The organism is Citrobacter freundii complex sp. 2024EL-00216 (assembly GCF_043945515.1).
In the GTDB taxonomy this organism is placed as follows: domain Bacteria; phylum Pseudomonadota; class Gammaproteobacteria; order Enterobacterales; family Enterobacteriaceae; genus Citrobacter; species Citrobacter portucalensis.
Genome location: NZ_JBIMRA010000020.1, coordinates 24,364 through 48,607, shown reverse-complemented (window position 1 = coordinate 48,607; position 24,244 = coordinate 24,364). Strand labels below are relative to the sequence as shown.

Annotated in this window: 32 protein-coding genes; 2 read left to right on the top strand and 30 right to left on the bottom strand. The window is 49.9% G+C overall.

All coding sequences use genetic code 11. The annotated features are described in order from the left end of the window. Positions 1-3 precede the first annotated feature (3 nt). The 19 genes from traF to ACHHZ7_RS20285 all read right to left on the bottom strand — a co-directional run bounded on the left by traF (position 4) and on the right by ACHHZ7_RS20285 (position 14,283). A complete protein-coding gene (gene traF / locus ACHHZ7_RS20375; protein WP_061548431.1) occupies positions 4-786 on the bottom strand; it encodes a type-F conjugative transfer system pilin assembly protein TraF in 783 nt (260 codons plus the stop codon). Further along, a complete protein-coding gene (gene traN, locus ACHHZ7_RS20370; RefSeq protein WP_395149196.1) occupies positions 783-2,648 on the bottom strand; it encodes a type-F conjugative transfer system mating-pair stabilization protein TraN in 1,866 nt (621 codons plus the stop codon). Before traN ends, traF begins: the two co-directional genes overlap by 4 nt. Next, positions 2,645-3,256, bottom strand: coding sequence for a type-F conjugative transfer system pilin assembly protein TrbC (trbC, locus tag ACHHZ7_RS20365; protein WP_395149195.1), 612 nt, complete (start codon positions 3,254-3,256; stop codon positions 2,645-2,647). The genes traN and trbC overlap by 4 nt, the downstream gene beginning before the upstream one ends. Before the next feature lie 10 nt (positions 3,257-3,266). Then, entirely contained in the window at positions 3,267-4,262 is a 996-nt protein-coding gene (traU, locus tag ACHHZ7_RS20360) for a conjugal transfer pilus assembly protein TraU (RefSeq protein ID WP_395149194.1), read from the bottom strand. Next, complete coding sequence (locus ACHHZ7_RS20355) at positions 4,259-4,582, bottom strand: hypothetical protein (protein WP_395149193.1); 324 nt, start codon at positions 4,580-4,582, stop codon at positions 4,259-4,261. The genes traU and ACHHZ7_RS20355 overlap by 4 nt, the downstream gene beginning before the upstream one ends. Before the next feature lie 48 nt (positions 4,583-4,630). Continuing rightward, positions 4,631-4,852: a hypothetical protein gene (locus ACHHZ7_RS20350; RefSeq protein WP_395149192.1), complete on the bottom strand. Its 222-nt coding sequence runs from the start codon at positions 4,850-4,852 to the stop codon at positions 4,631-4,633. 97 nt (positions 4,853-4,949) lie between these two features. Beyond that, positions 4,950-5,396: a hypothetical protein gene (locus tag ACHHZ7_RS20345; RefSeq protein WP_395149191.1), complete on the bottom strand. Its 447-nt coding sequence runs from the start codon at positions 5,394-5,396 to the stop codon at positions 4,950-4,952. A 191-nt stretch (positions 5,397-5,587) separates the two neighbouring features. Continuing rightward, positions 5,588-5,908, bottom strand: a complete 321-nt coding sequence (locus ACHHZ7_RS20340) for a hypothetical protein (protein WP_395149190.1) — start codon at positions 5,906-5,908, stop codon at positions 5,588-5,590. Then, positions 5,905-6,540, bottom strand: coding sequence for a type-F conjugative transfer system protein TraW (traW, locus tag ACHHZ7_RS20335; RefSeq protein ID WP_395149189.1), 636 nt, complete (start codon positions 6,538-6,540; stop codon positions 5,905-5,907). Before traW ends, ACHHZ7_RS20340 begins: the two co-directional genes overlap by 4 nt. After that, positions 6,537-6,953 (bottom strand): type-F conjugative transfer system protein TrbI, encoded by a 417-nt coding sequence (trbI, locus tag ACHHZ7_RS20330; RefSeq protein WP_395149188.1) that lies wholly within the window; start codon positions 6,951-6,953, stop codon positions 6,537-6,539. The genes traW and trbI overlap by 4 nt, the downstream gene beginning before the upstream one ends. Beyond that, entirely contained in the window at positions 6,950-9,553 is a 2,604-nt protein-coding gene (gene traC, locus ACHHZ7_RS20325; protein ID WP_061548353.1) for a type IV secretion system protein TraC, read from the bottom strand. Before traC ends, trbI begins: the two co-directional genes overlap by 4 nt. After that, entirely contained in the window at positions 9,550-9,735 is a 186-nt protein-coding gene (locus ACHHZ7_RS20320) for a hypothetical protein (RefSeq protein WP_061548352.1), read from the bottom strand. The genes traC and ACHHZ7_RS20320 overlap by 4 nt, the downstream gene beginning before the upstream one ends. Then, the gene (gene traV / locus ACHHZ7_RS20315; RefSeq protein ID WP_395149187.1) at positions 9,732-10,289 is read right to left on the bottom strand and encodes a type IV conjugative transfer system lipoprotein TraV; all 558 of its coding nucleotides are present in this window, start codon (positions 10,287-10,289) and stop codon (positions 9,732-9,734) included. The genes ACHHZ7_RS20320 and traV overlap by 4 nt, the downstream gene beginning before the upstream one ends. 81 nt (positions 10,290-10,370) lie before the next feature. Continuing rightward, the gene (locus tag ACHHZ7_RS20310) at positions 10,371-10,871 is read right to left on the bottom strand and encodes a hypothetical protein (RefSeq protein WP_395149186.1); all 501 of its coding nucleotides are present in this window, start codon (positions 10,869-10,871) and stop codon (positions 10,371-10,373) included. 8 nt (positions 10,872-10,879) lie between these two features. Then, the gene (traB, locus tag ACHHZ7_RS20305) at positions 10,880-12,289 is read right to left on the bottom strand and encodes an F-type conjugal transfer pilus assembly protein TraB (RefSeq protein WP_115285461.1); all 1,410 of its coding nucleotides are present in this window, start codon (positions 12,287-12,289) and stop codon (positions 10,880-10,882) included. Continuing rightward, on the bottom strand, positions 12,286-13,026 hold the full coding sequence (gene traK, locus ACHHZ7_RS20300; RefSeq protein ID WP_115285462.1) for a type-F conjugative transfer system secretin TraK: 741 nt from the start codon (positions 13,024-13,026) through the stop codon (positions 12,286-12,288). The genes traB and traK overlap by 4 nt, the downstream gene beginning before the upstream one ends. 11 nt (positions 13,027-13,037) lie before the next feature. Next, positions 13,038-13,619: a TraE/TraK family type IV conjugative transfer system protein gene (locus ACHHZ7_RS20295; protein WP_395149185.1), complete on the bottom strand. Its 582-nt coding sequence runs from the start codon at positions 13,617-13,619 to the stop codon at positions 13,038-13,040. Positions 13,620-13,624: 5 nt separating this feature from the next. After that, positions 13,625-13,927: a type IV conjugative transfer system protein TraL gene (traL, locus tag ACHHZ7_RS20290; RefSeq protein WP_115285464.1), complete on the bottom strand. Its 303-nt coding sequence runs from the start codon at positions 13,925-13,927 to the stop codon at positions 13,625-13,627. Positions 13,928-13,929: 2 nt separating this feature from the next. Beyond that, positions 13,930-14,283 carry a type IV conjugative transfer system pilin TraA gene (locus tag ACHHZ7_RS20285; protein WP_395149184.1) on the bottom strand — a complete coding sequence of 118 codons (354 nt, stop codon included), beginning with the start codon at positions 14,281-14,283 and terminating at the stop codon, positions 13,930-13,932. A 198-nt stretch (positions 14,284-14,481) separates the two neighbouring features. Here ACHHZ7_RS20285 and ACHHZ7_RS20280 point away from each other — a divergent pair, with 198 nt between their 5' ends. Next, entirely contained in the window at positions 14,482-15,123 is a 642-nt protein-coding gene (locus tag ACHHZ7_RS20280) for an Arc family DNA-binding protein (RefSeq protein WP_115285466.1), read from the top strand. Between the two features lie 31 nt (positions 15,124-15,154). Here ACHHZ7_RS20280 and ACHHZ7_RS20275 read toward each other — a convergent pair whose 3' ends face one another. After that, positions 15,155-15,547 (bottom strand): relaxosome protein TraM, encoded by a 393-nt coding sequence (locus ACHHZ7_RS20275; RefSeq protein ID WP_395149183.1) that lies wholly within the window; start codon positions 15,545-15,547, stop codon positions 15,155-15,157. A 654-nt stretch (positions 15,548-16,201) separates the two neighbouring features. Here ACHHZ7_RS20275 and ACHHZ7_RS20270 point away from each other — a divergent pair. After that, complete coding sequence (locus ACHHZ7_RS20270) at positions 16,202-16,732, top strand: lytic transglycosylase domain-containing protein (protein WP_103771729.1); 531 nt, start codon at positions 16,202-16,204, stop codon at positions 16,730-16,732. Positions 16,733-16,765: 33 nt separating this feature from the next. On the opposite strand, the gene ACHHZ7_RS20265 is transcribed toward ACHHZ7_RS20270, so the two are convergent. The 10 genes from ACHHZ7_RS20265 to ACHHZ7_RS20220 form a co-directional block, all read right to left on the bottom strand. Next, positions 16,766-17,587 carry a DUF932 domain-containing protein gene (locus tag ACHHZ7_RS20265; protein ID WP_395149182.1) on the bottom strand — a complete coding sequence of 274 codons (822 nt, stop codon included), beginning with the start codon at positions 17,585-17,587 and terminating at the stop codon, positions 16,766-16,768. Between the two features lie 11 nt (positions 17,588-17,598). Next, entirely contained in the window at positions 17,599-17,892 is a 294-nt protein-coding gene (locus ACHHZ7_RS20260; RefSeq protein ID WP_395149181.1) for a hypothetical protein, read from the bottom strand. Between the two features lie 699 nt (positions 17,893-18,591). Further along, a complete protein-coding gene (locus tag ACHHZ7_RS20255; RefSeq protein WP_103771727.1) occupies positions 18,592-18,900 on the bottom strand; it encodes a hypothetical protein in 309 nt (102 codons plus the stop codon). 74 nt (positions 18,901-18,974) lie between these two features. Continuing rightward, on the bottom strand, positions 18,975-19,298 hold the full coding sequence (locus tag ACHHZ7_RS20250; RefSeq protein ID WP_395149180.1) for a hypothetical protein: 324 nt from the start codon (positions 19,296-19,298) through the stop codon (positions 18,975-18,977). Between the two features lie 18 nt (positions 19,299-19,316). After that, a complete protein-coding gene (locus ACHHZ7_RS20245; protein WP_395149179.1) occupies positions 19,317-19,469 on the bottom strand; it encodes a hypothetical protein in 153 nt (50 codons plus the stop codon). 751 nt (positions 19,470-20,220) lie between these two features. Next, entirely contained in the window at positions 20,221-20,595 is a 375-nt protein-coding gene (locus ACHHZ7_RS20240; RefSeq protein WP_103771720.1) for a hypothetical protein, read from the bottom strand. Positions 20,596-20,636: 41 nt separating this feature from the next. Next, positions 20,637-20,990, bottom strand: a complete 354-nt coding sequence (locus ACHHZ7_RS20235; protein ID WP_395149178.1) for a theronine dehydrogenase — start codon at positions 20,988-20,990, stop codon at positions 20,637-20,639. Further along, on the bottom strand, positions 20,987-21,715 hold the full coding sequence (locus ACHHZ7_RS20230; protein ID WP_109170700.1) for a plasmid SOS inhibition protein A: 729 nt from the start codon (positions 21,713-21,715) through the stop codon (positions 20,987-20,989). The genes ACHHZ7_RS20235 and ACHHZ7_RS20230 overlap by 4 nt, the downstream gene beginning before the upstream one ends. Continuing rightward, the gene (gene psiB / locus ACHHZ7_RS20225) at positions 21,712-22,146 is read right to left on the bottom strand and encodes a conjugation system SOS inhibitor PsiB (RefSeq protein WP_094134668.1); all 435 of its coding nucleotides are present in this window, start codon (positions 22,144-22,146) and stop codon (positions 21,712-21,714) included. The genes ACHHZ7_RS20230 and psiB overlap by 4 nt, the downstream gene beginning before the upstream one ends. 38 nt (positions 22,147-22,184) lie before the next feature. After that, entirely contained in the window at positions 22,185-24,230 is a 2,046-nt protein-coding gene (locus tag ACHHZ7_RS20220; protein WP_395149177.1) for a ParB/RepB/Spo0J family partition protein, read from the bottom strand. Between the last annotated feature and the right edge of the window lie 14 nt (positions 24,231-24,244).

Sequence of the window (24,244 nt, the reverse complement as noted above, 5' to 3'; positions counted from 1 at the left end):
TCCTTAAGAGGCAGGTCTGAACCCGTTGGATACATTAAGAAAACGTTTGGCAAGTTCGTCCTGCGTCATGAAGCCGTAGGACAATGCCCGATAGTTTTTCTTCTTTGGATCAACCAGAAACAGTGCAGGGAAATGCGTAATGTTCATAGAACGGACCTGACCTGAATCAGGGCGGCTTTGTGGTAAGGAGGCCGCAACCTGTCCATCCACCGATACCGGGATCAGTGATATTCCGTTGGATTTAGCAAAATCAGCAACAACACCGGCCATCTGTACATCAATGGGGTCGCTGCCACGGTAAAAATAGAAGAGGCCATACTGTTGTGACATCTCTGCTACCGCGTGCTGCCGTGCCTGCTGATCTCGCGTCTGAACAAACGGAGCCATACTGTTGTAATGCGGATACTCAAGATTGTAATCGAGGTCCGGATGACTCAACTGGGCAGCTGCAAAAGACTGGCTGAACATTGATCCTCTGTCAGTCCAGAATTTCTGCCAACGCAGGAATGTGGCTGTATTTTCCCTTGTCGGATACAGGATGGCGCGATTAAGCGCCTCCATTGTGTATCCTCTGAGTACCTTTGCCTGTTCCTGGGCAGTCATTTTGCTGAGGTCAGGAATGACTGGCGGCGCGGGTTGTTGTTGTTTTTGTGGCTTTTCAGGCGGGGTTTTCGGTTCGTTGTACCAGAACCAGCCGGTAAAGGGAGCTGCCGGTTTCACAATCTCATCTGCTGTTGCAGGCAAACTGACCGTCAGCACCAGGAGAGCTGTTATGAGTTGCCTCATTTTTTCCCTCCCTGACTTTGCTGCTGCGGTACCTGCGCTGCAATACGATCCTTTATCTGTTTCACCATCACCGCGGTATCAGGTATTTTCTGGTTATCCATCATTTCACTGTAGAAATCAGAGAAATTAATTAAATCAAAATCAATACTCTGTAACTCAGGTACCGTTATACCGCGACAGTTAGGGCTGTCTCCGCTACCAAAATTCACTCCCAGTTGATCGCGACGTCCCTGTTCCTGAATAATTCGGGATAATTTGCCGTCAAAGACACAGTAAACCTGGCTTTTTTGGATGCAGGCACCGAGAACTTTCTTATCGCAGCGTTCCCCTACTTTAACTGTGATTTTTTTAGCTTTTGCCTTACCAATAGCTTTTTCATCATCATCGCAAGCCGAAAGTCCGACATCCTGCCCCCACCCCGAATCTTTACAGCAGTTAGAGAAACCAGCGAAAGCTTTTCGGCATCGCATCACCTTACCGGTAAACGCTTTGACTTCAATATCACTTCCCCCGGCTTTTACATCCTCTGCCGCAGAAGCCAGCCCGGCCAGTTTAGCGACGGCTTCATCAAAACCGTTATAACCAGCATCGTTCGTATCACCACAATCACCATTCTGGCAGATAAACTCCCCGCCACAGACCAGCCCTCCTGACTGATAAGTCTTCTGACACTGCCATGTTTCAGTCTGATGGATACAGACACCATTATCGGTCTCTGTGCATTTTTTGTCGGACCGCGTACAGTTCTTGTCCGCAATCAGGGGCCCACAATTCCCTACTGAATCGGTATCTTTGGCGTAAGATTCTTGATACTCCCAGCAGTCACTGTGCACAGTGTATTCCTTCCCTTCCACCACCACAGTCCTGTCACCTCCTGGAGCAGTACAGATGCTTTCAATAGGTGATACACTCCTGGTTTTGGCAAACCCACAGTGATCTGCCCATTCAACGCGGGGAATCCATTCCTTCTCACCAACTTTAATATACAGAGTGAGCGTAAATGTTGAGGCCCCCTTGGCCAGTTCCTGGTAGATTCTAAAGTCGCCGTTACCGCCATAGATACAGTTGCCATTTGCTGTACAACCGGTTCCTGTCAATTCCTGTCCTTCAGTTATTTTCATACCGGTTGCACCATTTAATGCGTGCGTACTGGTATTACCCGTTATCGTTTCGACATTAAACACGGTGTTCATAAAGGTATAACGGGAATTAAGGAAATAAAAACTGGCGTATACCTTCAGTTGCGCATGCTGGATAACGCCTGTTACTGGAGATGTCACGCTGAAAACAAGTTTATGATCGTTCATACTGTAACGGAACTGATTCGGCGCAATAGTGACATACCGGAATTCTTCCGTATTTTTCCAGTCTCCTGTGATACTGGCAGTACGTTTACATGACTCGATCGAAGCGACATCACGATCACAAGTAAAATTTTCAAACGTTGTTTTTGAAACCGTAGATTCCTGACATTGCTGACCTGTACCATCGATGATGCTTCCCGCTGAATTTTCAGCATCTTTTCCGACAGTAATAAACGGGGCGTCGGGATTAATAACGGGTGGAGGGTTTTTATTACCACTGTCAATAACAGCCTGCCCAGCATTGCTCCCCTGGAGAGATCCCAATCCTGCACCGTTAAGTCCTCCATCGCCACCACTTACTCCGTTGTAATAACCTGATTCAGGTGGTTTATCTGTATAACCGGGTATTGCACTGGTCACCACAGAGGGATTTTTCAGACTGTTGCTGCCTGCAGCAGCATTGTCTTTCCCAAAACTCGCCCCGGCTTCAAAGCCTGGGTCTGCGGCCATGACCAACAGAGGCGTCAGCATTAGCGCGATAAGAAATATCTTCTTCATCTGGCAGCCTCCAGAAGTTTCCTGGCCGTTGCCGCACAATCACCACTCTCAGCGACTTTCTTCAGCGCCTGCCTGAGCGGCAAACTTCCACGTATAACGTCATAATGCCCCGGGCAGGTGACTACCAGGGCGGGTACGACACTGATGTTGTATTCAGAGAAAAGTGTGGGATCAATTTGTACGCCGACATCGTTACTTTCCTTGTTAAGCTCAAACATCATTGCGGCTGTCTGACGCATATCGTTATTCACAAGCCCACGAATTGTGGGAGGGATATTATAACGACACGCATCATTCAACATGAGCAGCAAACCTTCACGAGGAATACCAAGACTGATGAAATAGACTGCAGGGAAGGTATTTTTATCCTTCACAGCAGCCTTCTTCGAGGTAATATCTTTCTGCAGCCGGTTAATCAAATCCTGTTGAGGCAGATTGCCTGATAAACGGCCTGGATGGCTATTCAGAGTATCTTCCCGTAAGTCTTGCTGTGCCTTAATCCAGTCCCGATCATTGGCAGAAATATCTGTCTGTACGCTCGCCATAGCAGGAAAAATACAACAACACAGAGCACTGAAAATAAGTGTATGGAAATAAGCGATGTTCATTGTTGAATCCTTAAAGAAAAACGCAGTTGCGTTTGCGCCAGAAGAGATAGCCAAAGTTCTTTTTGGAATTGGGAGTGTTGTGTTTTATCCCCCAGGTCTGAGTAGTGGCACCAAATGGGTGGCAGTTTGTACTCTCTGGAAACATATTCACCATCTGGTAACGCCAGCGATCTTTAGGAATGATTGGGGACGGATACTGATTGCATACGGCGTTGTCTGCGCCAATAGAATTCCAGACAAGCCCTTCCCGATGCATCTTGAACGCCATACGTTCGCCAACAAGAAGAGATGATTCCAGTGGGGAAAACTCTCCACTGGTAAAACCCGTCATTGGATACATAGAGCCCTGACTTCCTGCACACCAGAACAATGGAGCCAGGGGCAGACCTGCAGAACTGGCCACCGCATCAGCTGCACATGCTGCCTGCGCAATGAGGTTACCGAACAGAACCGCTTCCGGGTTAATAAGCATAGAGAGGGTGCTGTCATTCCACATTGGATCTATTTCAGAAAGGTAGGCAATATCCAAATCCCCTGTCTGCAAACAACCAAGACTGGTAATAATATTGAGCCAGAAAATCAGAGGATATTTGTACCAGTGAACATGATAGAACGCGCCCGCAGCTGGGCGGTCACTCTGACCTGCAGTTCCAGTCCCTGTCCGGCCAAGATCAATTTTAAATCCCCCCATATTCACCATGACACCCGGTTCCCGGGTTACATCCACCATAGCCATCGGCTCCCAGAAACCAATAGCAAGTCCAATGCGATAAAGTATGCCTACTGGACAAATCTGGATGGGTGATGACGGGTTTGCTGTATCTTTTTGAGGGCCAGATGCCAGTTTTATATTGCCCAGCGTCATGGGAAAAAGGCATTTCCAGCAGACATCCGAAATGGGGTTCACCCACCTCCCATCTCCGGCATTACTGGCTGCTGACGACTGAGCAGGAGTTAAGACAGCCAACGTAAGAAGTAGTGTTGTGAACCAGACCAATCGTTTCATGGCACCCCCCTGAGCCACACACAAACCGGACCGTCTTCAGTGTCATGTATTGAACCAATAAACCAGCCATCTTCTGAAGGAACAGAAGGCTGCCATTCACTGATATCAGATGCTCCGTTTTCCCAGGCTTCAATAACCTGAGGAGGTGCATCGTTCTCAAGCCAGCGAAGTGCACAGACAAGTTGATTCGTGCGTAACCATTCATTGAAATCGGCCTGGGAGGCCTCATCACATGAAGGCTTAAAGTAGTGTGGGTGAGTCCAGAATCCGTTTTGGTCACGGATTACTACAACCGCCTTTACAGGTTCAGAGTGGGTCATGGGGATCTCCGGATGTGCCACCATCAGAGTTGCGGTGGCTGGAAAATATCAGTGGTTTTTAGAACTGGCGGCCGCTTTCATAATGATGGCCAGTCGCTGTTCCTGCGTCATTTCATACAGGGCAAGAATGCCACCACGCATTACGGCAGAAGGTTTGTAGAGCGGATTCTCATTGAGGATCTCATCCAGCCATCTGGCTGAACCTTCATCATGACGTAGTGACGAGATAGTAATATTCCGGCCCTTTTCACATTCAGGGTCTTTTTTCATGGAGTTACCTTGTCTGGGTTAAACGAAAACGGGGAGCTGGCTGAGCGCAGAGCGACGTCCAGATGCCAGACATGTTGATATCAAATGGGGTAAATCGTCAGAGTGGTGTTGGCTGAACGACAATAAATGCGTAGCCGTAATCATCGTCAGACTCAGCGCCCTCGGTCGCGCCGGTGGCGATTGCGTTCGCAGCCTTAGTGAGATACCGGGAAAGTGATTTACGAGAAGTTTGCCGCGTTCCCTGGACAATAACGACGATATGGCGGGCCAGACTCCCTTCAGCAAGATAGCCAGCCATTTTGATCCAGGGGGGTAACGCAGAACCCGCTGCATCCGGGAAAAAACCGGGGGGGTCAAAGCACAAACGAACGTGCACATGCCAGTGAGCAGAGTATTCAGGAAACGTTAAACCGGTATTTCCATAATCACCACGATAATGGCATCCTTCAGCATCCACTGGCAGTTCGTTGTTCGTGATACTGTCGGCAGCGCGTTCAAGACAAAACACCAGGTCGCGAGTTATCGTGTGTGGTTGTGCATTCACACTGACTATCACCTGAGTAAGAGGATAAGCACATTTTTCCCACTCCCCCATCACAGGAGGTGCATCCTCGGAAAATGGCTGTGAAACAGTGACATTTCTTTCCTGACTATCTTTTTTCATTACCGAAAAGAAAAAAAGGCAGCCGTTCAGTATTATGATCAAAATAATCAAAAACAGAAATTTTGGCCACTCTATGTCCATGACTCAGTCTCCTTCATATGCGACAGCATCAGAGCAACCAGGTATTCAGGAAAACGCTCATCTCTGTTTTCCGGTTCGACCAGCTCCATCTGATTTGCTCTTAGCCAGTTAAACCATGCCTTCGTCACCAGTACCGGACTCCAGGAGGCAATCTCCGGATATATAGCCTTAAGTTTGTCTGCCGTTCCCTGACGGTTGTGCTTATTTACAGATTTGCCGGGGAGTTTACGGGGGAAATTACGCTTTCTTTCGCGTGAGGTAACGACAGTGCGCATTTCGGGAAACAAATCACCTAACGTTGTTGCGGTCATTTTTTTACTCCTGATACCGGAATTTCTTCCACTTTCAGTACACGGCCATCGGGCGAAATTCGAACAGGGATGCTTGAGAAGCCAAATTTCCGCGTGAGGGTTCCTGACTGGTCGAAGTAAATACGTTCATTCAGGCTATCGCTGGTATTCTTAATATTGCCTTTAACCAGAATTACCTTCGCGTTCGTCTTACCGGCAATCTCCTTTCTGGCCCATTCCATCTGGTCTTTATTATCGCCATCGATAAAATACAGAACCTGATTGAAAGGAACTTTGTCCAGTGGATTCACCTGCTCCCCTTTGCGCGCAATAACATTTCCCTGCATATCCGTAACGGTTTCCTGGACGGTAAACGTGGGATCAAATGCAAAGCTGCGGTATTTTTCAGCATTGGTTAGCCCACTGACAGCAGGTGGCCGGACGGCATTCTTCTTCACCCGGTCAACGGCTTCTGCACGCAATTTGTCCAGTTCACCGCTCTGCTCCATCCCCTTCAGACGGTTCTGGATAAAATCCAGCATGTCCTGTTCGGCAGGTTCAAACACATTTCCCCAGGTACCGAGATCTTTCGCACCGCTACTGGCTGACAGAGCCAGTAGTACAAGGGCTGTCAGTGCCAATCGTTTATTCACTGTCTCTCCTGAGTACGGCGGGCGATATCGCTACGGATTTCGGTCGTGATATCCGGTAACGGGCTGACAGCAGCAGGTTTCACCAGGATGATAGCGTTATGCGAGGTTTGCCACTCATTCAGGCTATCGGACATCGCCGTGTTGAAACGGCTTGTCAGTGCTTTCGCCTTGTCCTCATCGAGCTGCAGTTGTGCTGACTGCTGCATGAAAAGGTCGATCGTGCCTTTCATGTCGAAAACCACAATTTCCGGGGCTGTGAGTTTTATGTAAGCCCCTGTTATTCCTGTCAGCACCATCTGAGAGGCCAGCACACAGGCAGCAAGTTTTACACTCCTGGAACTAAGCCAGCCCGACATTGTTACGCCGTGTCGCACTGTGCCGCCGCTGAACGGTTTTTCGTTACTGTCACTCATGCCGCTTCCACCCATTCTTCAAGTTCATGAAGTTCGTCTCCAAACTTCCTCTCTGCCAGCAAATAGGCAGCCTCCTCTGATGTGGCCCCTGCTTTCTGAGCGTTCTGCATATATGCGAAGTCCTCACCACGGGAACTGAACATGGCGCGAGTAACAGGATCAACAAACAGCCGATGGAAGGAGCTGTATTCGCCGGCACTGATAAGCAATGAACTGTAATCGGTCTGAATTGCCGGCTGGAAACCACGGATAACTTCCTTTTCCATGTCCGAGAATTGATCCGGATTTTCGGAAAGGTATTGTTTGAATGCCTTCGTATCCTGCAGCAGCGTGATTTTGGTCGAACTGTTGTTCCATGCTGCTTCAGCTTCCTTACCGGCACTGAAGTCTTTGATGCCCTGAGTAATCGTAATGAATGCACCACGATGTCGACGAACAGTACGGTAACCAGTTTCGATAAAGCGGGCAGCATGAGGATTAGAACCACCGAGCAGTCGCCAGGCTTCGTCGATAATGCAGACTTTTTTGAGATCTCGCGGGCTGTGGTACATCTTTTCCTGAATCGCGAGGATGAGAGAAAACAGGATAGAGGAAAGTAACTTCGGCTTGTTTTCCAGACTCAGAAGCTCCAGCACAGCAAAACGGGTTTCGTCATCAAGTGTAGGTTTGTCGGCATTAAAGTATTCGCCATCAGCCCCCCAGGTACAGTAGGTTTCCAGCAACATAGCCAGTTCAGCCATTCGGGCAATGATGGTCGGTTTGTCTGCAAACGCGGTGTTAACATCCTCACTGGTCAGATAGTTATAAACATCATCTATACGTGCCCGGTTTTGCTTTTGTTCCCAGGCATGCATGACCGCTTTTTTCAGTATTGCTTCACAAACGACATCCAGTGGTTCGGTCGGGCTTGCCAGTACCGCAAGAAGTCGAACAATCCCTTCTGCTGAAAGCTTGATGTCTCTGACGTTGGCAAACGGATTAAAACGAAGTTGAGCACCATCCAGATACACACCACCGGCCTGCAGGCAGTAGTTCTTGTAGCTGTCACCCATATCAATAACCCAGCCAAATCCACCTGCGTTCAGCACATCGCGGAGAATACTTTGTGTCAGGAATGATTTACCAGCACCAGATGTTCCCGTGACAGCAATGTTGAAGTTGGTACTGCCATTTTCTTCGTCGAACATATCGAAGAAGGCTACCTGGTTGCGATAGGTCGGCAGCGGCATTCCTCCACGTGACAACTGACGTTCGGCTACCACAGGCATCAGGCTTACCGCATTCCATGATTTTCCACGTAATGTGGCACCCGTCGTTTTAAGATCCTCCCACATTCCCTCCTGCATAACGAACGGGAAACTGGCCAGCCAGTTACGCATCTGCTGGTACTGAATCGTGACCATTTCCAGTTCGTTTTTACGAAAGACGTTCACGGCAGCAAGTTCACATTTCTGTGCTTCTGTATTGTTATCTGGTGTAAACAACGTCACGTTGAAATACGTGCGGCAAAGTGCAATTTCATTGGTGGACAGCTGCTCACGGGTTTTACGCCATTCATCTGCTGCTTTTTTGGTTCCTGGGAACAAAGCACCATAGGCTGAGTTTGCTTTTTTGGACAGATCCGTATCCTTGCGGAAGGCCTCACTCTGACTTGCTGTCTGCTCCTCGAGCTCGGTTGTCCAGGTAATCATAAACGGGCAAGGAATGCCGAGGTCCGGGAAGCGGATATTCTGCAGGTTATCCGCCCCCTGCCAGAGCGCAAAGCGACGTGGATTCTTGCTCAGCTGCATGTTTACGATACGACAAGCTGATGCCGGAAGCCGTGTACCGTCCGTTTCAATTTTTTCAGGTAATTCAATACGTAAATGCGAAGGATGAACTTCAAAGTCAATGGAAGGGTCAACCACCTGACGATTGAGCAATTCATCCTCGTTATAGTCGCCCGGAGACGTCATAACCTGCTCATGACGGTAGTTCACCATTTCACGCATAACTGACAGGAAACCGTTCACGTCAGTATTGATGGAATCAATACGAGCCGCCCCCAGAGAAACACGAATGGTGTTGCGCAACTGAACCAGCTCATCCATCACCTGCTGAGAAAATCGTTTAACGGCTTTACCATAGACAATAAAGATCCGGTAATTACGCAGGTAAAGCGGGTATTCACGCTTGTTTGCCAGACCGTGTAAAGCTGATTTCTCCCAGAAGGCACGGGTGATTTTATTCAGGTGATCGGCCATCTGGCCTTTCCACATGTCGGTACTGACGCCAGCCGCAATGCGCTCACCCACACATTTACTTGCAGTCAAAATAACGGTGACAGGTGTTTTACGAGGCAGTTTCTTACGCAGCATGTCATCAAGAGCCGCCATCACCTGCTCATTAGCCCCCGGTAGCGGGGCCAGTTCAAGAACAAATCCGGCCGTACCCGTATTAATGAACAGATCATTTTTATCATCGTAATAACGGTATGGCAGGCTGGCAACGAGGGAGGGGTAATCCCATGTTTGCTCAAGATTAGCGCGAGCAGTCGCTGCTCCATCCTTGTGCTGTCCTCTTTCAATCAAACCCATCAGAGTATCCAGAACACTGCTCATTTTCGCCCCTCCACAACAGAACGGATCAGCTCAAGACGGCGCAGTCGGGCCTCTTCAGTGAGGTTGAAACACACAGGCCCATCGACACTCATCTCCATTCGATATCCGGAATTGTTTAACACTCTCCCTTCGGCCAGCAGTGTCATATCTGGCGAAGTGGGATCATCTTTTAAACTGATCATTCGCCCCCCTCCCCGATAACACGGTAGCTTTCATCCCAGTGCGATTTGTTTTTCACAAACTCGACCACGGACGGTTGATGGAAGTTGTCATCGGTATCCACCCACGGTGCAATCCACAGACGCTGGGTCGCGTCCGGTATACGCTGCGCCTGAACCCGTCCTGCCGTATTGACAGGTACTGACTGTCCAACGGCTGAAGAAGTAATACGCGGAGTCACTCCGGTCTGCATCGTTCCTGCTGGTAAAGCAGCAAGAGGACGTGGCGCGATTAACTTAGAACCAGGAGATCCGGTTGCTGCGACTGAAACAGGACGTGACGTATTAACGACAGGAGCCACATTGCGCAGTGCCGGCAGGGTTTCACCCGCAGGCTTTTTTGCAGCTTTATCCGCAGTGAGGTCGTCAAGGCTTTTGCCCTGGGCGGCCAGTTTATTTGCCTCCCCGGTTGTGAGGCACTGGTCGGTCGCGGTTTTATTACAGTCAAAATCAGAATTCATACCGGCGCAGCCGGTCAGTACGCTACACAGCAGTGCAGCGCCCATCAGTTTTTTCATGGGGTAACTCCGATAAATTATTAGGTACTAATGGAAGTAATTGAGGATGAAAATCAGTGTGGCTGGAGTCCACAGAGTATATTAACGTTCACGCCCTCCGCTCCCCTCGCCGTTGCTGTCCGGGATGTTCTGAATGAACCGGAAGTGACATGTTTTCGTGGATTTTCCTGATGTTATTTCATACCGGTATTTTTTTTCTGCCTCATACCACTGCTGAATAACATCCAGAGAAAGCTCCTTTCTTTCGGTAACCGTGGATTGTAGCCACTGCCACGCACCGATGTTCAGTGGCTTATATATGGCCAGTTTACTGTCCAGTACTTCAGGCCAGGAACCAGGAAGAGTGCCAAAAATTTTCATAAACAGAAAAGGGAAAAGGCACATGCCAACAAAGATGGCAGTACACTGAAACCACCAGGATGACCACCAGTATGTATATACATAAATCCATACACCTGCGTTGAGGAGACTGAACGTAATTGACAGTATCCAAATCAACGTGATGCGTGGAGGATGAGCATTGTCGCGCCACATCCGTATATCCACGCCAATCTTGTTAAACAACCTGTCGTTATCATTCATCATCCACCTCAGTTAATCGTGTCGCCGAGACGCAACTGGCTGGCCTGTCGTAACACGTCATCCGGGTTAATATTCCCCACTGAAGCCGTGCTGTTTGAGGTGGTCTGGCTGACGGACTGAGGCGCGGCTTCACTCTGTGTTGAATTTGCAGCATTCTGCAGGGCTTCCTTCGCTTTTTGCTCTTCCGCATCCTCCAGCGTTTCCAGGCGGAAACCTTTCTGGAACACCACTGTGACCTGGTTACCTGCACCGATATCAATGATCGGATGGTATTGTTCGGCTCGCTTAATCCAGTACTGACTCAGCGTATCAGCAGCCTTGCTTGCCCCACCACCGAACCCTTGTTTAAACACATCACCGGCACCAACATCGGCAGTAGCTCCAAGCCCCACAGACGGCGTGGCAGCAGATTTAATCCCCTCACCGAAACCGGAAAGCAGACCAGCCGCACCTGCATAACCCACAATCATACCGTTACGCATAACCGGTTTTCCCCGGATACCTCCTTTGCCCTGATAGCTGACATGACCGTCAAACTCCATATCGATATGCTTTCCATTCTTCAGTACACAACTGATCGATTTAGTCCGTACCTCACCACGCTCACTGGAAATATCGCCCCAGATTTCACCCACAACAAAACAGCCATCGGCGCTGTATTCTTTATTGTTGGGCATCTGGATATTGCCAAGTAACCGGAAGGTGACTGGACGGGTATTCTGCTGGCCAGTCACGCTGGCGTTAGCATCAGCACCTTCAATCATAATGGCTTCAGAAAAAGAACCTGACGGGATCCAGGGTAGTTTTGTTGGTTTCTTTTTCAGACTTTCATAAGTGAATTTTGAGGTGGTAAGTCCCCCCATAACCCGCTGGCCTGAACCTCCTGGATAAAACCCTGCCCCCTGACCAGCATGAACAGCGCCATTGGCGGACGGCGTGCCTGTTGGGGTGACAGAATATTCTGGCGGTCGGGCCTGACCGGCAGCAACAGGACCAGGAAGTGGTGTTCCGTTCTGGTCAGCAGGTGGTGTCTGCTGGCCACTGGTCGAATTGCTGCCGGAGGCTTTCTGGTTTAACAGGTCAGTCAGACGCTGTATTTCAGCATCCTTTTCAGCCAGCTTCTGGCCTGTATTAAGTATGTTCTGGTCAAGCTTTTGTGACAGCATGTTGACATTCTGCTCAAGCGCAGACGTTTTTGCCTGTTGCTGTGCCAGTGCGGCATCATTGACCTTTTCATTGAATGAGGCTGTAACCACGCCCGTCATATTTGGCACGGCAGCGGGTGGCGGTGCTTTCTGTTTTTCCTGATATTGCCCATACCAGTAAACCCCTCCAGCCAGAGCAGCCCCGGAGGCAATGACGGCCGCCAGAACAGTAATCTGTCTGCGTCGGGTTTTGAGATTTTCATTCAGACTCATGAGCGCGGTTCTCCGTCATCTGAAAAAATAACCCAGGCATATCCTTCTCCACCGGCGTACAGCTGATGCCGGGAGAGCATCACAGCCCTGACCCCTTTACGCCAGAAGTCACGTTCACGCAGATTCTGAGTAATACTGCCGGGATTGGACATACGGAAGCGCACTATTCGCAGATGGTTTCCCACAAACTGGCGTTCAGGAACAAGGTGTACCGATGTGCCTGGGTTATATGCTGGCATACGGCTTATCGGATATTCCTGGTAGTCATCAGGAACGTCGCCGTTAACAATAATACGTGACAGGGAAACGAGCGTTTTTTCATAGCTCTGCCCTTCCTCCCACGCTTTCGCATCATTGTTTTTACGCAGCGGTGGAGATATGGGGGTAAATCGCAGTGTTTTACCGTTTCCTGGCTGGGGCCGGACATTGAGGCTCAGAGATGAACCCCGGTCAGTCTGAATGAAGACAGTGAAGTTTTGCCCGACTAGTGGTGAAAGAATAAGGGCGCCGTCATCTGTCTGGCTCTGGTCATAGGCACCGGATGGTCCGCTGATGCTGGTAATCAGTTCTCCGTTAATAACAACCTTACTGGGATTGGTATTGCTGAGAGTGACATTAAAGGCGGCGTCGTTCTCAAACGGAATGGCTGCGGGGGCGGAAGCGGCCCGAAGGCCGCTGGTAAAAAGTCCCGTTGCCAGTAACACAGCAGCAGCTGCCGGTGAAATACGGATTTTCATTGGCAGTCCTGTCAGTTAGTGGTGGCCGGCTGAAGTTCTTCGAACAGGTGAAGATTTACCAGTCCTTCGATATAACTCAATTTCAGTCGGTAGGTTTTTTCCTGGTCCTTTAACGGTGTGGTGATAGCGCCATTGGTTGTGGAGGACTTCAGCGTTCCGCTGAACTCAACCACGCCAGGTTCATTCATTACCCGAATTTCTTTTGTATCAAAGCGGGTGGTGATTCCGCCTTTCTTCATACGTTCAGCCTCAATATCCAGTGCTTTCTTCAGTTCATCCCGTTCGGCGGATGGGACAAAACCGAGAAGCATTTTCTGGTTGTTATCAACGTTTTCAGGACTGACATTCAGTCGCCAGTAAATAAAGGCTGCGGCGAACATGGTCATTCCAGTGGCGTCAGCACCAGAGGCATCAGAAGTAAATGGTTGGTTGAATGACATGGGTGTGGTGATGGTTTTCTGTTTTGTGGCGAAATACCACGCAAGAGACCCCGTCAGAACATTTCCCACGGCGCTGAGAAGAAGCAATAAAGCCAGAGCAATAAACGCATAACGGAGTTGTTTATCGCGCTCGCCTTTAATTTTAAGCTTCATATTAGTTAAGCTCTCCAGTGTCGGAAACTAGAATCAGGTATTTGTTGAAAAGTAATTTTGAATAGCAAGGAAGGTAGATGCCAGTAGCAAAAATTGAGCAACCAGTACGACCCCTGCCCTTTTTTCAGATGCCTGATTAGCGCCCACAGCAGACCCGCTACAACGGAAAGTTCCAGAGACATATCATTAAGAACCCCCAGAATAATTAAAGGGGCAACAATAAGAACCTCATCAAGTGGAAGACCGAAATAACGTTCCTGCTGATTGAGAGTTTCCGGGAAGTGGTATTTATCTTCTTCCCCATTCATTGTTAACTCGCAATACCGAAAGCGATGCGAGTAAAAATGATACACAACACGATACCGACAAATACCAGTGGTGAGCGCACTTTAATGTAAATAAAAAGGCCCATGATAATTTCGGCTATGTAAAACCATTTTACAAGAGATGAGCCGGAACCGAAGGTTGAATTGACGGTAGCGTTTTGGGGAGCCAGTAAGTCAGTGCCGCCTGCCAAAACCGGATGTGCGACCATAAGTGAAATTAAAATTACCCCTCCATTTTTAATGAATTTTCTAATCTGGTGATTCTCACGCGCTTTACGAAATAAAGACGCTACCGCCCATCCCTTCACGACTTTAAGGGCATTACCTTGTGTGGACATGCTTGTTTTCTCCGGAAGTAAACAATGTGTTTGTGCATAAGTGTTTGTTTACGCACGCGATATTGTCCCATGACCCTAAAAAAAAAAAACCGTGACGCATGTCACATTGTTAAAAGTTTTTGGGAATATTCCTAATGTGTAAGTTCGGTAGGCTTTGTCTCTCAGACTGACGATGTATCGCTTGCGAGATCTATAGCAATGAAAGTAAAAGAGAAAATGTGGGAGGGGCGCGGAAGACCACGTAAATTCCAGCCTGGTGAGGCTGTTGAATGGAGGCTGCGCGCTCCCGATAACTTACTCATGGAGCTTAGGGTGTGTGCCCGCTTAGGCAAAAGAAGTGTGAATGATGAAATTATTGCAAGGTTATTACTATCACTAAATTATCAGCCAAATAGTCCTGTGATTAAAACGGCGGAGGGAGAGCGTTTGATTGCACTGGCTGTAAAATTTGAAAACTGGCTTAGTAAGCTGCTTGATGCTGAGAGTGGTAATGCGGATGAAAATACAGAGTCCAGTGCTTATGCAGAACGGTTATGGATGTGGCGTGAGGGTGAGCGTATTTTACTGCCGGGTAAAACCACGGGGTATAGTATGCGAATTCCTGAGAATCTGGCGGAAGAGATTCGAACTATGGCGAGGGTTCATAAACGCAGCCTTAATGATGAAATGCTGACAAGGTTGATGAATACTTTTGGATATTTCACAGAGAGGATTCTTGAACAGAATGAAGATGCGCAGGCATTGAAAGTTCTATGTCTTGAATTTGAAGTGTTTTTAAAAGAAAAAATCGCCGAGGCTGAAAAGAGTGTACTGCCCGGAGATAAAGACGGTACACAGTGATCGATGAAGCCGGTTCTGCCCGGCTTCTGAATTACTTCTCATCGATGATAAAGTGCTTTCGGTCAGCTTCATCTTCGGCATCGTTAATGGCGCTAATGTTATTATTTATGAGGTCATCCAGTGATACACCCGACTGTGCCCCTTTGAGGTTTACATAAATTTCTGATACAAGCGCCGTTAAAATCATAATACCTTCTCTGGAGCCGGATACTTTTCTTATCAGGTCACGCCTGAATCCATCGAGGTCGAATATTGAACCTTCTTCCTTTGATTTATGAACCATAAGTCCGAGGCGAACAAGTTCGTTAACGGTTGATGAGTAGTTGGTTTCAGACCCGGTTGCGCCCTTCTGTATCTCTATATCGACAATATCCTGAATCTCTCTGTCAATTTTATCTTTGAAGTAGATGTTCTTGCGCGGCATAATATTTTCCTGAAAATTTCATGCAGTGCCGTATGCGGCACTGTGCTATCCCGATGAGACAGATTTAATACATCAGAAAGCTGCTGTTTTAAAGTCCTTGTCGGGTATTAGAATCATAATCAAGCTTTTATGTGTGTGGTAATCCAGCACTATGATGTGTGTGCATGCGGCACCATCAGGTGTGTTAATTAGGCACCATTATGTGTGTTGATCAAGCACCACTGCCTTTTAAGTTACTCTATTATTTATATACACACAATCCCCACACATCACAGTGCTTAATCAGGCACTGCAAGGTGTGTTAATCCGGCACTGTTAAGTGTGGGGTAACGGCACTGCAAAGTGTGTTAATCCACACACCTTTTATCACTATATGCTCGCATTCCGCATTACGGCTTAAAGTAGCATGATGAAATTAAAGAAAAAATCTGCAAGATGAAATCTTGCGTGGGGTGTGATGTTTAAATGGGTTAGCAAAGAGCGGCAAGTAAATAACTGCGAACAGGTTGATTCTGGTATTTGAGGTTGTAGCTAAATGCATGATTTGGAGCGCTTACGCGCGTTTGTAGTAAATTATCTTGATTCAAATGATCTGGCGGGGTATTTTTTATTGCATTGCATGTCAGTGCTTATGAGAGACATAAGGCTTATTGAATGAAAATATCAAACACCCCTGTCCTATTGCTGGCGTTTTCACTATCAGCAACGGCCACTCCACAGATGTGTTTTGACCAGGCAGGGAAAGACTATCAAATAGATCCGCTGCTTCTTATGGCAATTTCAATTAAAGAGAGTCGTCTTAAACCAGCAGCTGTTAATGGGTCAAACAGAGACGGATCAGAAGATGTCTGCGGAATGCAGGTGAACAGTTATCATTACAATAAACTTAAAAAGTTTAATATTACCCGCGAGCGACTATTAAAAGATCCATGCATATGTGTTTACTCGGGAGCATGGGTTCTGGCACACAACTTCCAGTCCTACGGAAAAAACTGGGACAGCGTTGGAATGTATAATACGGGGCCGCGGGATACGATGATAAAAAAACGTCGTGCCTATGCTTCAGAAATAAAAAATATCTATCGTATTTTGCTTGCAAGAAAAATGATCATCGATGGTACATCAGGCGTAGTCGCCCTACCTCCGATGGACAGAATAAATGAAACAAACGTAAGCAAAAATTAATCAAAAAAAACCGCTCTTGCGAGCGGATTTATATCAGGCTTTCAACCTTGCAAATTCTTCTGCCATTTTCCAGAGCGCCTGATTAAGTTTCACATCACCATCTATGCCAGTAACCTCCCGTGTTTTTGTTCTTTTCCCTTTTGCTGTCTTTCCTGAAATTCCGCCTTTGATGACGTTCTCCTGAATACGGTTAAATGTACTCCACAAATCCAAGCCTCTGTCTTCCCAACGGCGAGCCTGTAATAACTGGTCAGGTGTCACAGGTGAATGAGCACCATCATATTTATACTCAAGTGCTGCAACGCTTAACAAACGTTGCTCCGGCTCAGTCAACTGAATACCTTTCATGATATCAATATTTTCAATCACGATATCGAACGTATCCATCACAGTGTATGCACCTTCAATAACCTGTCCGACAATATCACCTTTATGCGGCACTCTAATTTCGCCGAAATCTTTCCATGCTACCAGACCATTGGTACAAATCTGGCGGAACATACCTGGAATCATTTTATAGCTACTGGAACCATCGTGACTGTTAAGCAAAATAATCTCTGGGACTTCTTTCCCCGCGATCTGATCATGGCGACGTAAACGTAATAAATGTTTTGTGAACTCACGCTTTTCAATATCTCGTGTACGGGATTGGGTTGCATAAAAAGGTTGAAAGCCTTCTTCGCGCAGACGGTCCAGTATTTCAATAGTTGGAATATAGGTATAGCGTTCTGAACGTGAATCATGTTTTTCAGAAGAAAATGCACTGGGTACAATGCGCTGTAATTCATCATTAGTCAGCGGACGATTCTGACGAATAGAGGACGGTGCGCGATAACGATTAGCAAAACTGATCATAATATTCCCCTTTATTTAATACTTACTGGCGTAATTGTGCGAAAAAAATTATCTACTGGTGCAGCAGCAGCTACCGGATAGCCGTCCAGGATCCAGACAGAGAGATAATCAATGCAGTTCTCATTGATTAATGACAACTCATAACTCCCGACTGGCGGTTCAAAAATCAGCGGTTGTAATTCACCTTCTGTCGCAGCCATAACCCAGCAAAACAGATCAACGATTTGTTCAGCTGTGATTTCTGAATCACATCTTCCGGAAGATTCTTGAGCGGCGGTTTTGACGTTGACGTTTCGTGTGTGCATCCTGGTTTTCTCCTGTGGTGATGGTTTTCCATCTCCCTGGTGAGTTCTCTCGCGGCAAAGGGCAAAGGAGCAACGGCTGACGAATGAACGCAGGGGCGTCACCGCAGGCCGCAGCGCAAGCGAGCCGACAGGCGAGTGCGAACGGGCGAGGAACGGCGAAGCGTACCCTTGCGGGCAGGCGGATGACGGTGCTACAAGCAGCCCTCCGCGTGAGGACACACAGGGCGATGGCCTCACCGGATGAACAGGATGCACACACCCGACACGTCGGAACGGCGTGGCGGCATCAGAGCGACGGCCCTGCCGGCGCGGTGGAGGCGGCGCGACCGGCACGGGCGCAGCAAGCCGCAGGGGTTGACCTTCGCCATCAGACCCTAGCCGTATGGCCCGAAACCCGCAGGGGTTCGGCGGAGACTGGCAGGTGCGCAGCAGCTGCCCTGGCGGAGTGGGGCTCGACGACTGGACAGCGCCAGCTGGTCAGGAGCCGAAGGGGGCCAGTGCCCGGAGTTTTTTGCTTTCAGAGAAAAGCTGACCAGCAGTTATGCTGCTGCCAGAAATAAAAGGGGAAATCAATTTCATATTTAACAACATTAAGTTACATAAGGCGGGGAGTGTGAGCATGAGGGAACCGTAAGGTTCCCTCACTTCATACAGGCTCCCGAAGGAGCCTTATTTTTAGGGGGACTGATTGTCAGACAATCAATCTTTCGCAACGTATCCTTTTTCCCACAGGCTTAACGCAGTCTGCCGTATCCATCCGAGGAAATCCGGGCCATAAAAGGCCAGTCGGTCAGCCCGAAGAGGAAAAGCCTTTATACTGACAAGACGCCTTAATTCTGTCTTATAATCGTAATCGCAAATCCAGACAAACTGGCGTTCGGATACGATTCGATCAATTTCAGCATTCACCTGCAGCGCAATGATGTGCCCCTCTTCTGCCGGGGACTTTTGATTTGAATTAACGCACCATTGACCTGCTGTTTCATCGTGCATAGTGTTTTCTGTCATTGTTGTACTCCCTGGCAGCGGCGGGATTTATTGCCGCTGCGATATCAGGATATGGTCATTCTGGCCATCAGGGATTAGTAATCGGCTGCCAGCTCGTTCATCAGCGCCCCACACTCACTATCCGCCCGCTCCGCTTCTGCAATCGTCAACATGTAGCCTCTTTTCATTGCAGCCCCCATGAATACTGGACGATCTTTCAGTGGCAGTTCTGCAAGGTAATTCATGGCCATACTTAACAAACGGGATTCGTAAATCTCATAGTGCAGACCGCAACCCCGATTAGCCTGTTTTTCCATACGGGCTAGCACCACATCTGAGCGAATAACGTCAAACGGGTTACGAGATTGCAGATTCCGCACAAAACCATCGGTACGCAGAGTTACATTTTTACGGTTCATAACTGTTCACCTTATCGTTCAGGATTTATGAAAAATTGCCGACAGTGCGCCACGAATGAAGTACATACAGGCATCGGTGCGGGTAAATTTGTCGCCATAATGAGCATGAACTTCCTGAGCAAAGGCTACGTTGTAGTGCGCTCTGCCGATGATCCACGCAATTTTTTTCATCCATCTTCCGGAAGATTCTTGAGCGGCGGTTTTGACGTTGACGTTTCGTGTGTGCATCCTGGTTTTCTCCTGTGGTGATGGTTTTCCATCTCCCTGGTGAGTTCTCTCGCGGCAAAGGGCAAAGGAGCAACGACGTCCAAGGAAGGAAAGGGGCGGAGACAAAAGTTTTTTCGGCCCCACGCAAAAAGTTTTGGCGGAGTTTATATACCCCTTGGATGACGACACGGCGGTGCTACGAACAGCCCTCCGCGTGAGGACGCACAGGGTGATGGCCTCACCGGGCGAACAGGATGCACACACCCGACACGTCGGAACGGCGTGGCGACATCAGAGCGACGGCTCCGCCGGCGCGGTGGAGGCGGTGCGACCGGAACGGTCGCAGCAAGCCGCTGCCCCTGACCTTCGCCATCAGACCCTAGCCGTATGGCCCGAAACCCGCAGGGGTTCGGCGGAGACTGGCAGGTGCGCAGCAGCTGCCCTGGCGGAGTGGGGCTCGACGACTGGACAGCGTCAGCTGGTCAGGAGCCGAAGGGGGCCATCAGTCTGTTATTACTGAGTACAGAAAGGCAATAGCCTGCTATCAACAGAAGGAAAACGTGCAAACTCAATAACCGGCATATCAGAACATCAGGCAGCAGATATTGGCAGAGACAGAGCAGTAAGGACGGGACAGGAATATAGAAAAAAAGCGGTCGTGCCGCAGGCACCACCGCTCTTTTAATTCTTCACCATGAAACAGGCAAAATATGAGCTATTTACGCGGATACCATATGTAGGCACCGAACAGAATCATGAGCCCTGTCAGTATCGCCAGATTAGGCATGATGGTATCGAAAGCACTGCTAAAAACGGCATCAGATTCACTATTTCCCCAGAATTCGAGTTTGTATCCAATGCCCCAGACCGAAAAAGCCATACCGCCAACCAGCGCTCCCCATTTAAAGGCAAAGAATATTATCTCATCGAGCAGTGCAGACGGATCGTTCCAAGTAATTATCAATGCAATCAGCGAGCAGATGCCCAATCCTATATAATACGGGATCGTTCCGTACGTTTGTGGAGCAGCAAAATGCATGACGAGCGTAAACAAAACATTAAACAGTGCAACCAGTATCCAGTATCTCATTTTTAGCCCCCCAACCAGCTACTGAATTATCGTCAAAATCTTCAGCATAAATCCTCATCTTTCGCTGAAAAATTCATACTTTTGCCCTGAAAATATTCAGGCCGTGTCTCCATTTCCCGTTCGATTAACTCATCAGCAAATAACGGCGCAATCCGGTTCACTCGGCGTTCCAGATTTCGTCTGCGGGTAGCCGCTTTCCGCTCATCGCTCCAGCGCCTTATCTGCCTCTCATCCAGGAAATCCACACATACAGCATACCCGGCACCTGCCACCCAGCGGGCCATCACTGATTCAGGCGCGGGCTGCCCGGCCTCCACCACTTCCGATACCAGTTCATGCGGACCCGGACACGGTCTGTGCGGCAGCTTCCAGCGAAGCGAATAGCGCCACTTCATCCCCGGCTCCGGTCCGTCAGCTTGTTGGGTACCTGCCAGCGTTCGGCCTCGCGCACATGTGCCGGGGTTTCCCGGACAATGAACCGGATTTCATACATCACGTTGTACAGCGGCTCATCACTGTCGCGCAGCCAGTCCAGCGGCTTCAGCGAGGCAAACCGCGTCCGCCACTGCCAGAACCCCTGCGCCAGCTCCCGCGCGTCAAACTCGTCAGCCCAGCGCGTATACCAGGCACTGATGGTTTCCGGCGACTGAAAGTTAAGCTCCGTCATGGCCTGCCCCAGCAGGTTCTGGCGAAGCAGCCAGGTATGCTCCAGCGCTTTTTCCTCACGGCGCATTTTGCGGTTGAAGGCGATTTTCTCACGCTGCATCCGGCGATCTGTGCGCGTGTGCATCACCTCCGGGAACAGTTCGGCCTGCACATCCACGGAGAGCGGCAGCGGGCAATGTTCCCCTTTGCTGGCAATCAGTCGATCCAGCGCTTCCTCCACCTGTTTCAGACTGGTCAGACGGTTCTTCGGCTCCCAGTTCAGGCCGGGAATACGCTGTGCCACCGCCGTGTTAATCCGGCTGCTGCCGGTCAGCACGCGTAAAAAAGTACGCGCATGTGGCAGCGCGGGCAGACGTGCGCCCCGGCTGCGGGATTCTTCCACGGTCAGAATGGCCTGTAATGCCGCCTGACGGGCTGGCTTCAGGGTGACGAGGGCGCGTGAAGAGTGGATCATGCTGCACCCTCCATCGCCAGAACGCTGATGATGCTGGCCTGACTGTAACCATCGGCATCGAGGTGAGCCACCAGGCTGAGTGTATGCGTGATAACCTCCGGCGACCAGGCTGGCAGCGTGCGGATAACAGAGAACGGGCGACCGCTGACCGGAATTAAGACCACCATCCAGGACGGGCTGATATCGCCGGGGCTGCATACCGCCAGGCTGAAATTACCGTGGGCTGGAGTGAAACGGATCTGCACCGGGAAAAAACCACCAAACTCACTGCGGTATTCGCCGTTCAGGTCCCAGCCTGTGGGACATGTCAGGTCACGCATCACGGCGTGGGTCAGTTCGCGGCGCAGGTCTTCGCCGCCGTCGCGCCAGTCTTCGAATTCCTGGGGGATCATGGTATTCAGTACAGCGGGGGTAATAATGTTACGCATCATTTTCTCCTTACTGCCGCCCCCGAAGGGGCGGCCTCTTATCAGGCTGCATCAGGCAGGGTGTGGTGGCTGTCTGCATCAAAAGCCGCATCGGGTGCATCAGCACTGCCGTTTTCGGTATCAGATACGTCGTTTTCTGCATCAGACGGGGATTTTTCTGCATCAGGGGCGCGCATCCAGACAGGCACCCAGCGGGTATCCCGCATTTTGTCCTCTGCCAGTTCAGCCGCATCGCCTTTCTTCATCTTCTCCGCATCCCGCGCCGCGCCTGTCAGTCCGGCCTCGTTCAGTGCGGCGATGATTTGTGGTTTTCTGAGGCCAGTGAAGAAATCGGCCTTCGTCGGTTGCCACCAGTCGCGCAGATGGAAAGTAAGAGCGGTTTCCAGCGCATCCAGCGGGCTGCGGGTGGTGCCTCCGGTGCCACGCGTCTGCATGCCATCGAGACTGCATGCCGTGCAGAAACTGAGCAGGGCCAGAAGATCGGCGGTACTGAGGGTAAAAAAGGTGGTGAAATCCTGTTTCCACCCTTCCGGCAGCAGTTTTTCAAGGCGTTGCCCTTCCTGCATCAGCGTCAGAAATGCCATGCCCTCTTTACCGGACGGGGCGGTATTCGTCAGGGAGTAATGCTTACAGTCCAGGGAAATTTGCGCGGGTCGGTTATACGCGCCGCTGCCGAACACGTTCAGACACAGCGTCCATGCCAGCAGGGCCACGGATTTTTCCGGCTGCTGCATCAGTGCCGCCTGGACTGCCAGCGTCCGTTCCGCACACATTCTGGTCAGCAGGGGAACGCTGATTTCATCCACAGGCTCTGGCTGGCGTTCATATGTTTTAACCTGGGCAGGTTCATCTTCCGTTTCAGACTGCTCACGCAGGATCACTCCGCGCTGGACATAAACGTCACCCTGACGCCATGACACCACCACGCCGGACTGTGCGCGCATTTCCGGCGTCCATGCCCGGAGTTGGGCCGCACAGTCGATGGCCTCCATCTCCGATTCCAGCGCGTCGGTTTCATCGCTGGCGGTCTGGTTCTCGTCATACTGGTCCTGCAACTCGTCCATGCGCTGCTGCTCCTGCTCTGTGTAAACCGCGTCAGGTTCATCCTGAATCCGGTACACCGCGCTGTCCTCGCCGTGAGAACTGACCAGCTCCATGCGTCCGGTAGCCCACGCCCAGCCCTCGGCCTCTTTCAGGCACTCTGCCACCACCTGGAGTTTTTCCAGCAGGGCCGTATCCAGCGCCAGTTTATCCACAAAACCGCCCTGTTCGTCGCTGAACAGGTCTGCGCGGATTTCATCGCCGGAGAAGGCTTTTTCACCGACAAACGCATATTTGCTGTTGTTGAGGGTGGAGACCTGACTTTCAGTGATCAGGTTACGAATGACGCGCACTTCCGGTTTATTGTTCCAGCTCTCGCGACACGCCGCCTCGTACACCTGCACCTGACGATCAGGGTTGTCTTCCAGCGCCAGCGCCTGACAGTGCTCGGTGGTGATCCTGTCCTCAGCCAGTGCCTGAAGAATCACCGGAGCCAGCCCTGCCAGCTTCAGCATGCGCTGGACGTGTTTCACGCCGTAGCCCAATAGATCCCCGATTTGCGCTGGCGTTTTCCCTTCTTCAGCCAGGGCGCGGAATCCGGCGATTTGTTCGGCGGGGTGCATGGTCTTGTGTCTGCCGTTTTCCGTGAGGGAGACAGCCCTTGCCAGCTCACGCGGCACCGCTTTATAAGAAATCCATTCGTGATCCGGGTTTACTTTCCCTTCTTCAACCAGCAGACCGATCGCTTTTGTCCGTCCCCCGCCGCAAACCACTTCCAGCCGACCATCATCACATTCCACCACCACGATGTTATGGATCTGCCCGACTGCATGGATACTGTCGGCATACCCCCTGATTTCTTCCGGCGTGTGCGGGATAACGCGGCAGTTCAGTTCGCCAATAAACAGGCGGGACCATGCGGTGTAGCGCACAGGGGAATTGTCCAGCGCGGCAACCAGGACGTCTGACTGTGCGTCCGCTTTACGCGCTGCCGCTTTTGGGCTGGCTTTTTTTGCCTTTTTTGCTTTAGACTCGGTGACTGACATTATTGATACCTCTC

What these genes read in the sequence shown, in the direction of transcription:
- traK (WP_115285462.1), bottom strand. Translation starts at nt 13,026, where the DNA reads ATGAAAATCCGTATTTCACCGGCAGCTGCTGCTGTGTTACTGGCAACG.
- ACHHZ7_RS20310 (WP_395149186.1), bottom strand. Translation starts at nt 10,871, where the DNA reads ATGAATGATAACGACAGGTTGTTTAACAAGATTGGCGTGGATATACGG.
- trbI (WP_395149188.1), bottom strand. Translation starts at nt 6,953, where the DNA reads ATGAGTGACAGTAACGAAAAACCGTTCAGCGGCGGCACAGTGCGACAC.
- traL (WP_115285464.1), bottom strand. Translation starts at nt 13,927, where the DNA reads ATGAATGGGGAAGAAGATAAATACCACTTCCCGGAAACTCTCAATCAG.
- traV (WP_395149187.1), bottom strand. Translation starts at nt 10,289, where the DNA reads ATGAAAAAACTGATGGGCGCTGCACTGCTGTGTAGCGTACTGACCGGC.
- ACHHZ7_RS20235 (WP_395149178.1), bottom strand. Translation starts at nt 20,990, where the DNA reads ATGAAGTGGCGCTATTCGCTTCGCTGGAAGCTGCCGCACAGACCGTGT.
- ACHHZ7_RS20295 (WP_395149185.1), bottom strand. Translation starts at nt 13,619, where the DNA reads ATGAAGCTTAAAATTAAAGGCGAGCGCGATAAACAACTCCGTTATGCG.
- ACHHZ7_RS20280 (WP_115285466.1), top strand. Translation starts at nt 14,482, where the DNA reads ATGAAAGTAAAAGAGAAAATGTGGGAGGGGCGCGGAAGACCACGTAAA.
- traB (WP_115285461.1), bottom strand. Translation starts at nt 12,289, where the DNA reads ATGAGTCTGAATGAAAATCTCAAAACCCGACGCAGACAGATTACTGTT.
- ACHHZ7_RS20230 (WP_109170700.1), bottom strand. Translation starts at nt 21,715, where the DNA reads ATGATCCACTCTTCACGCGCCCTCGTCACCCTGAAGCCAGCCCGTCAG.
- ACHHZ7_RS20340 (WP_395149190.1), bottom strand. Translation starts at nt 5,908, where the DNA reads ATGACCGCAACAACGTTAGGTGATTTGTTTCCCGAAATGCGCACTGTC.
- traF (WP_061548431.1), bottom strand. Translation starts at nt 786, where the DNA reads ATGAGGCAACTCATAACAGCTCTCCTGGTGCTGACGGTCAGTTTGCCT.
- ACHHZ7_RS20285 (WP_395149184.1), bottom strand. Translation starts at nt 14,283, where the DNA reads ATGTCCACACAAGGTAATGCCCTTAAAGTCGTGAAGGGATGGGCGGTA.
- ACHHZ7_RS20350 (WP_395149192.1), bottom strand. Translation starts at nt 4,852, where the DNA reads ATGAAAAAAGACCCTGAATGTGAAAAGGGCCGGAATATTACTATCTCG.
- ACHHZ7_RS20355 (WP_395149193.1), bottom strand. Translation starts at nt 4,582, where the DNA reads ATGACCCACTCTGAACCTGTAAAGGCGGTTGTAGTAATCCGTGACCAA.
- ACHHZ7_RS20255 (WP_103771727.1), bottom strand. Translation starts at nt 18,900, where the DNA reads ATGACAGAAAACACTATGCACGATGAAACAGCAGGTCAATGGTGCGTT.
- traC (WP_061548353.1), bottom strand. Translation starts at nt 9,553, where the DNA reads ATGAGCAGTGTTCTGGATACTCTGATGGGTTTGATTGAAAGAGGACAG.
- psiB (WP_094134668.1), bottom strand. Translation starts at nt 22,146, where the DNA reads ATGATGCGTAACATTATTACCCCCGCTGTACTGAATACCATGATCCCC.
- traU (WP_395149194.1), bottom strand. Translation starts at nt 4,262, where the DNA reads ATGAAACGATTGGTCTGGTTCACAACACTACTTCTTACGTTGGCTGTC.
- ACHHZ7_RS20320 (WP_061548352.1), bottom strand. Translation starts at nt 9,735, where the DNA reads ATGATCAGTTTAAAAGATGATCCCACTTCGCCAGATATGACACTGCTG.
- ACHHZ7_RS20220 (WP_395149177.1), bottom strand. Translation starts at nt 24,230, where the DNA reads ATGTCAGTCACCGAGTCTAAAGCAAAAAAGGCAAAAAAAGCCAGCCCA.
- ACHHZ7_RS20265 (WP_395149182.1), bottom strand. Translation starts at nt 17,587, where the DNA reads ATGATCAGTTTTGCTAATCGTTATCGCGCACCGTCCTCTATTCGTCAG.
- ACHHZ7_RS20240 (WP_103771720.1), bottom strand. Translation starts at nt 20,595, where the DNA reads ATGAGATACTGGATACTGGTTGCACTGTTTAATGTTTTGTTTACGCTC.
- ACHHZ7_RS20250 (WP_395149180.1), bottom strand. Translation starts at nt 19,298, where the DNA reads ATGAACCGTAAAAATGTAACTCTGCGTACCGATGGTTTTGTGCGGAAT.
- ACHHZ7_RS20260 (WP_395149181.1), bottom strand. Translation starts at nt 17,892, where the DNA reads ATGCACACACGAAACGTCAACGTCAAAACCGCCGCTCAAGAATCTTCC.
- ACHHZ7_RS20270 (WP_103771729.1), top strand. Translation starts at nt 16,202, where the DNA reads ATGAAAATATCAAACACCCCTGTCCTATTGCTGGCGTTTTCACTATCA.
- trbC (WP_395149195.1), bottom strand. Translation starts at nt 3,256, where the DNA reads ATGAACATCGCTTATTTCCATACACTTATTTTCAGTGCTCTGTGTTGT.
- traN (WP_395149196.1), bottom strand. Translation starts at nt 2,648, where the DNA reads ATGAAGAAGATATTTCTTATCGCGCTAATGCTGACGCCTCTGTTGGTC.
- ACHHZ7_RS20275 (WP_395149183.1), bottom strand. Translation starts at nt 15,547, where the DNA reads ATGCCGCGCAAGAACATCTACTTCAAAGATAAAATTGACAGAGAGATT.
- ACHHZ7_RS20245 (WP_395149179.1), bottom strand. Translation starts at nt 19,469, where the DNA reads ATGAAAAAAATTGCGTGGATCATCGGCAGAGCGCACTACAACGTAGCC.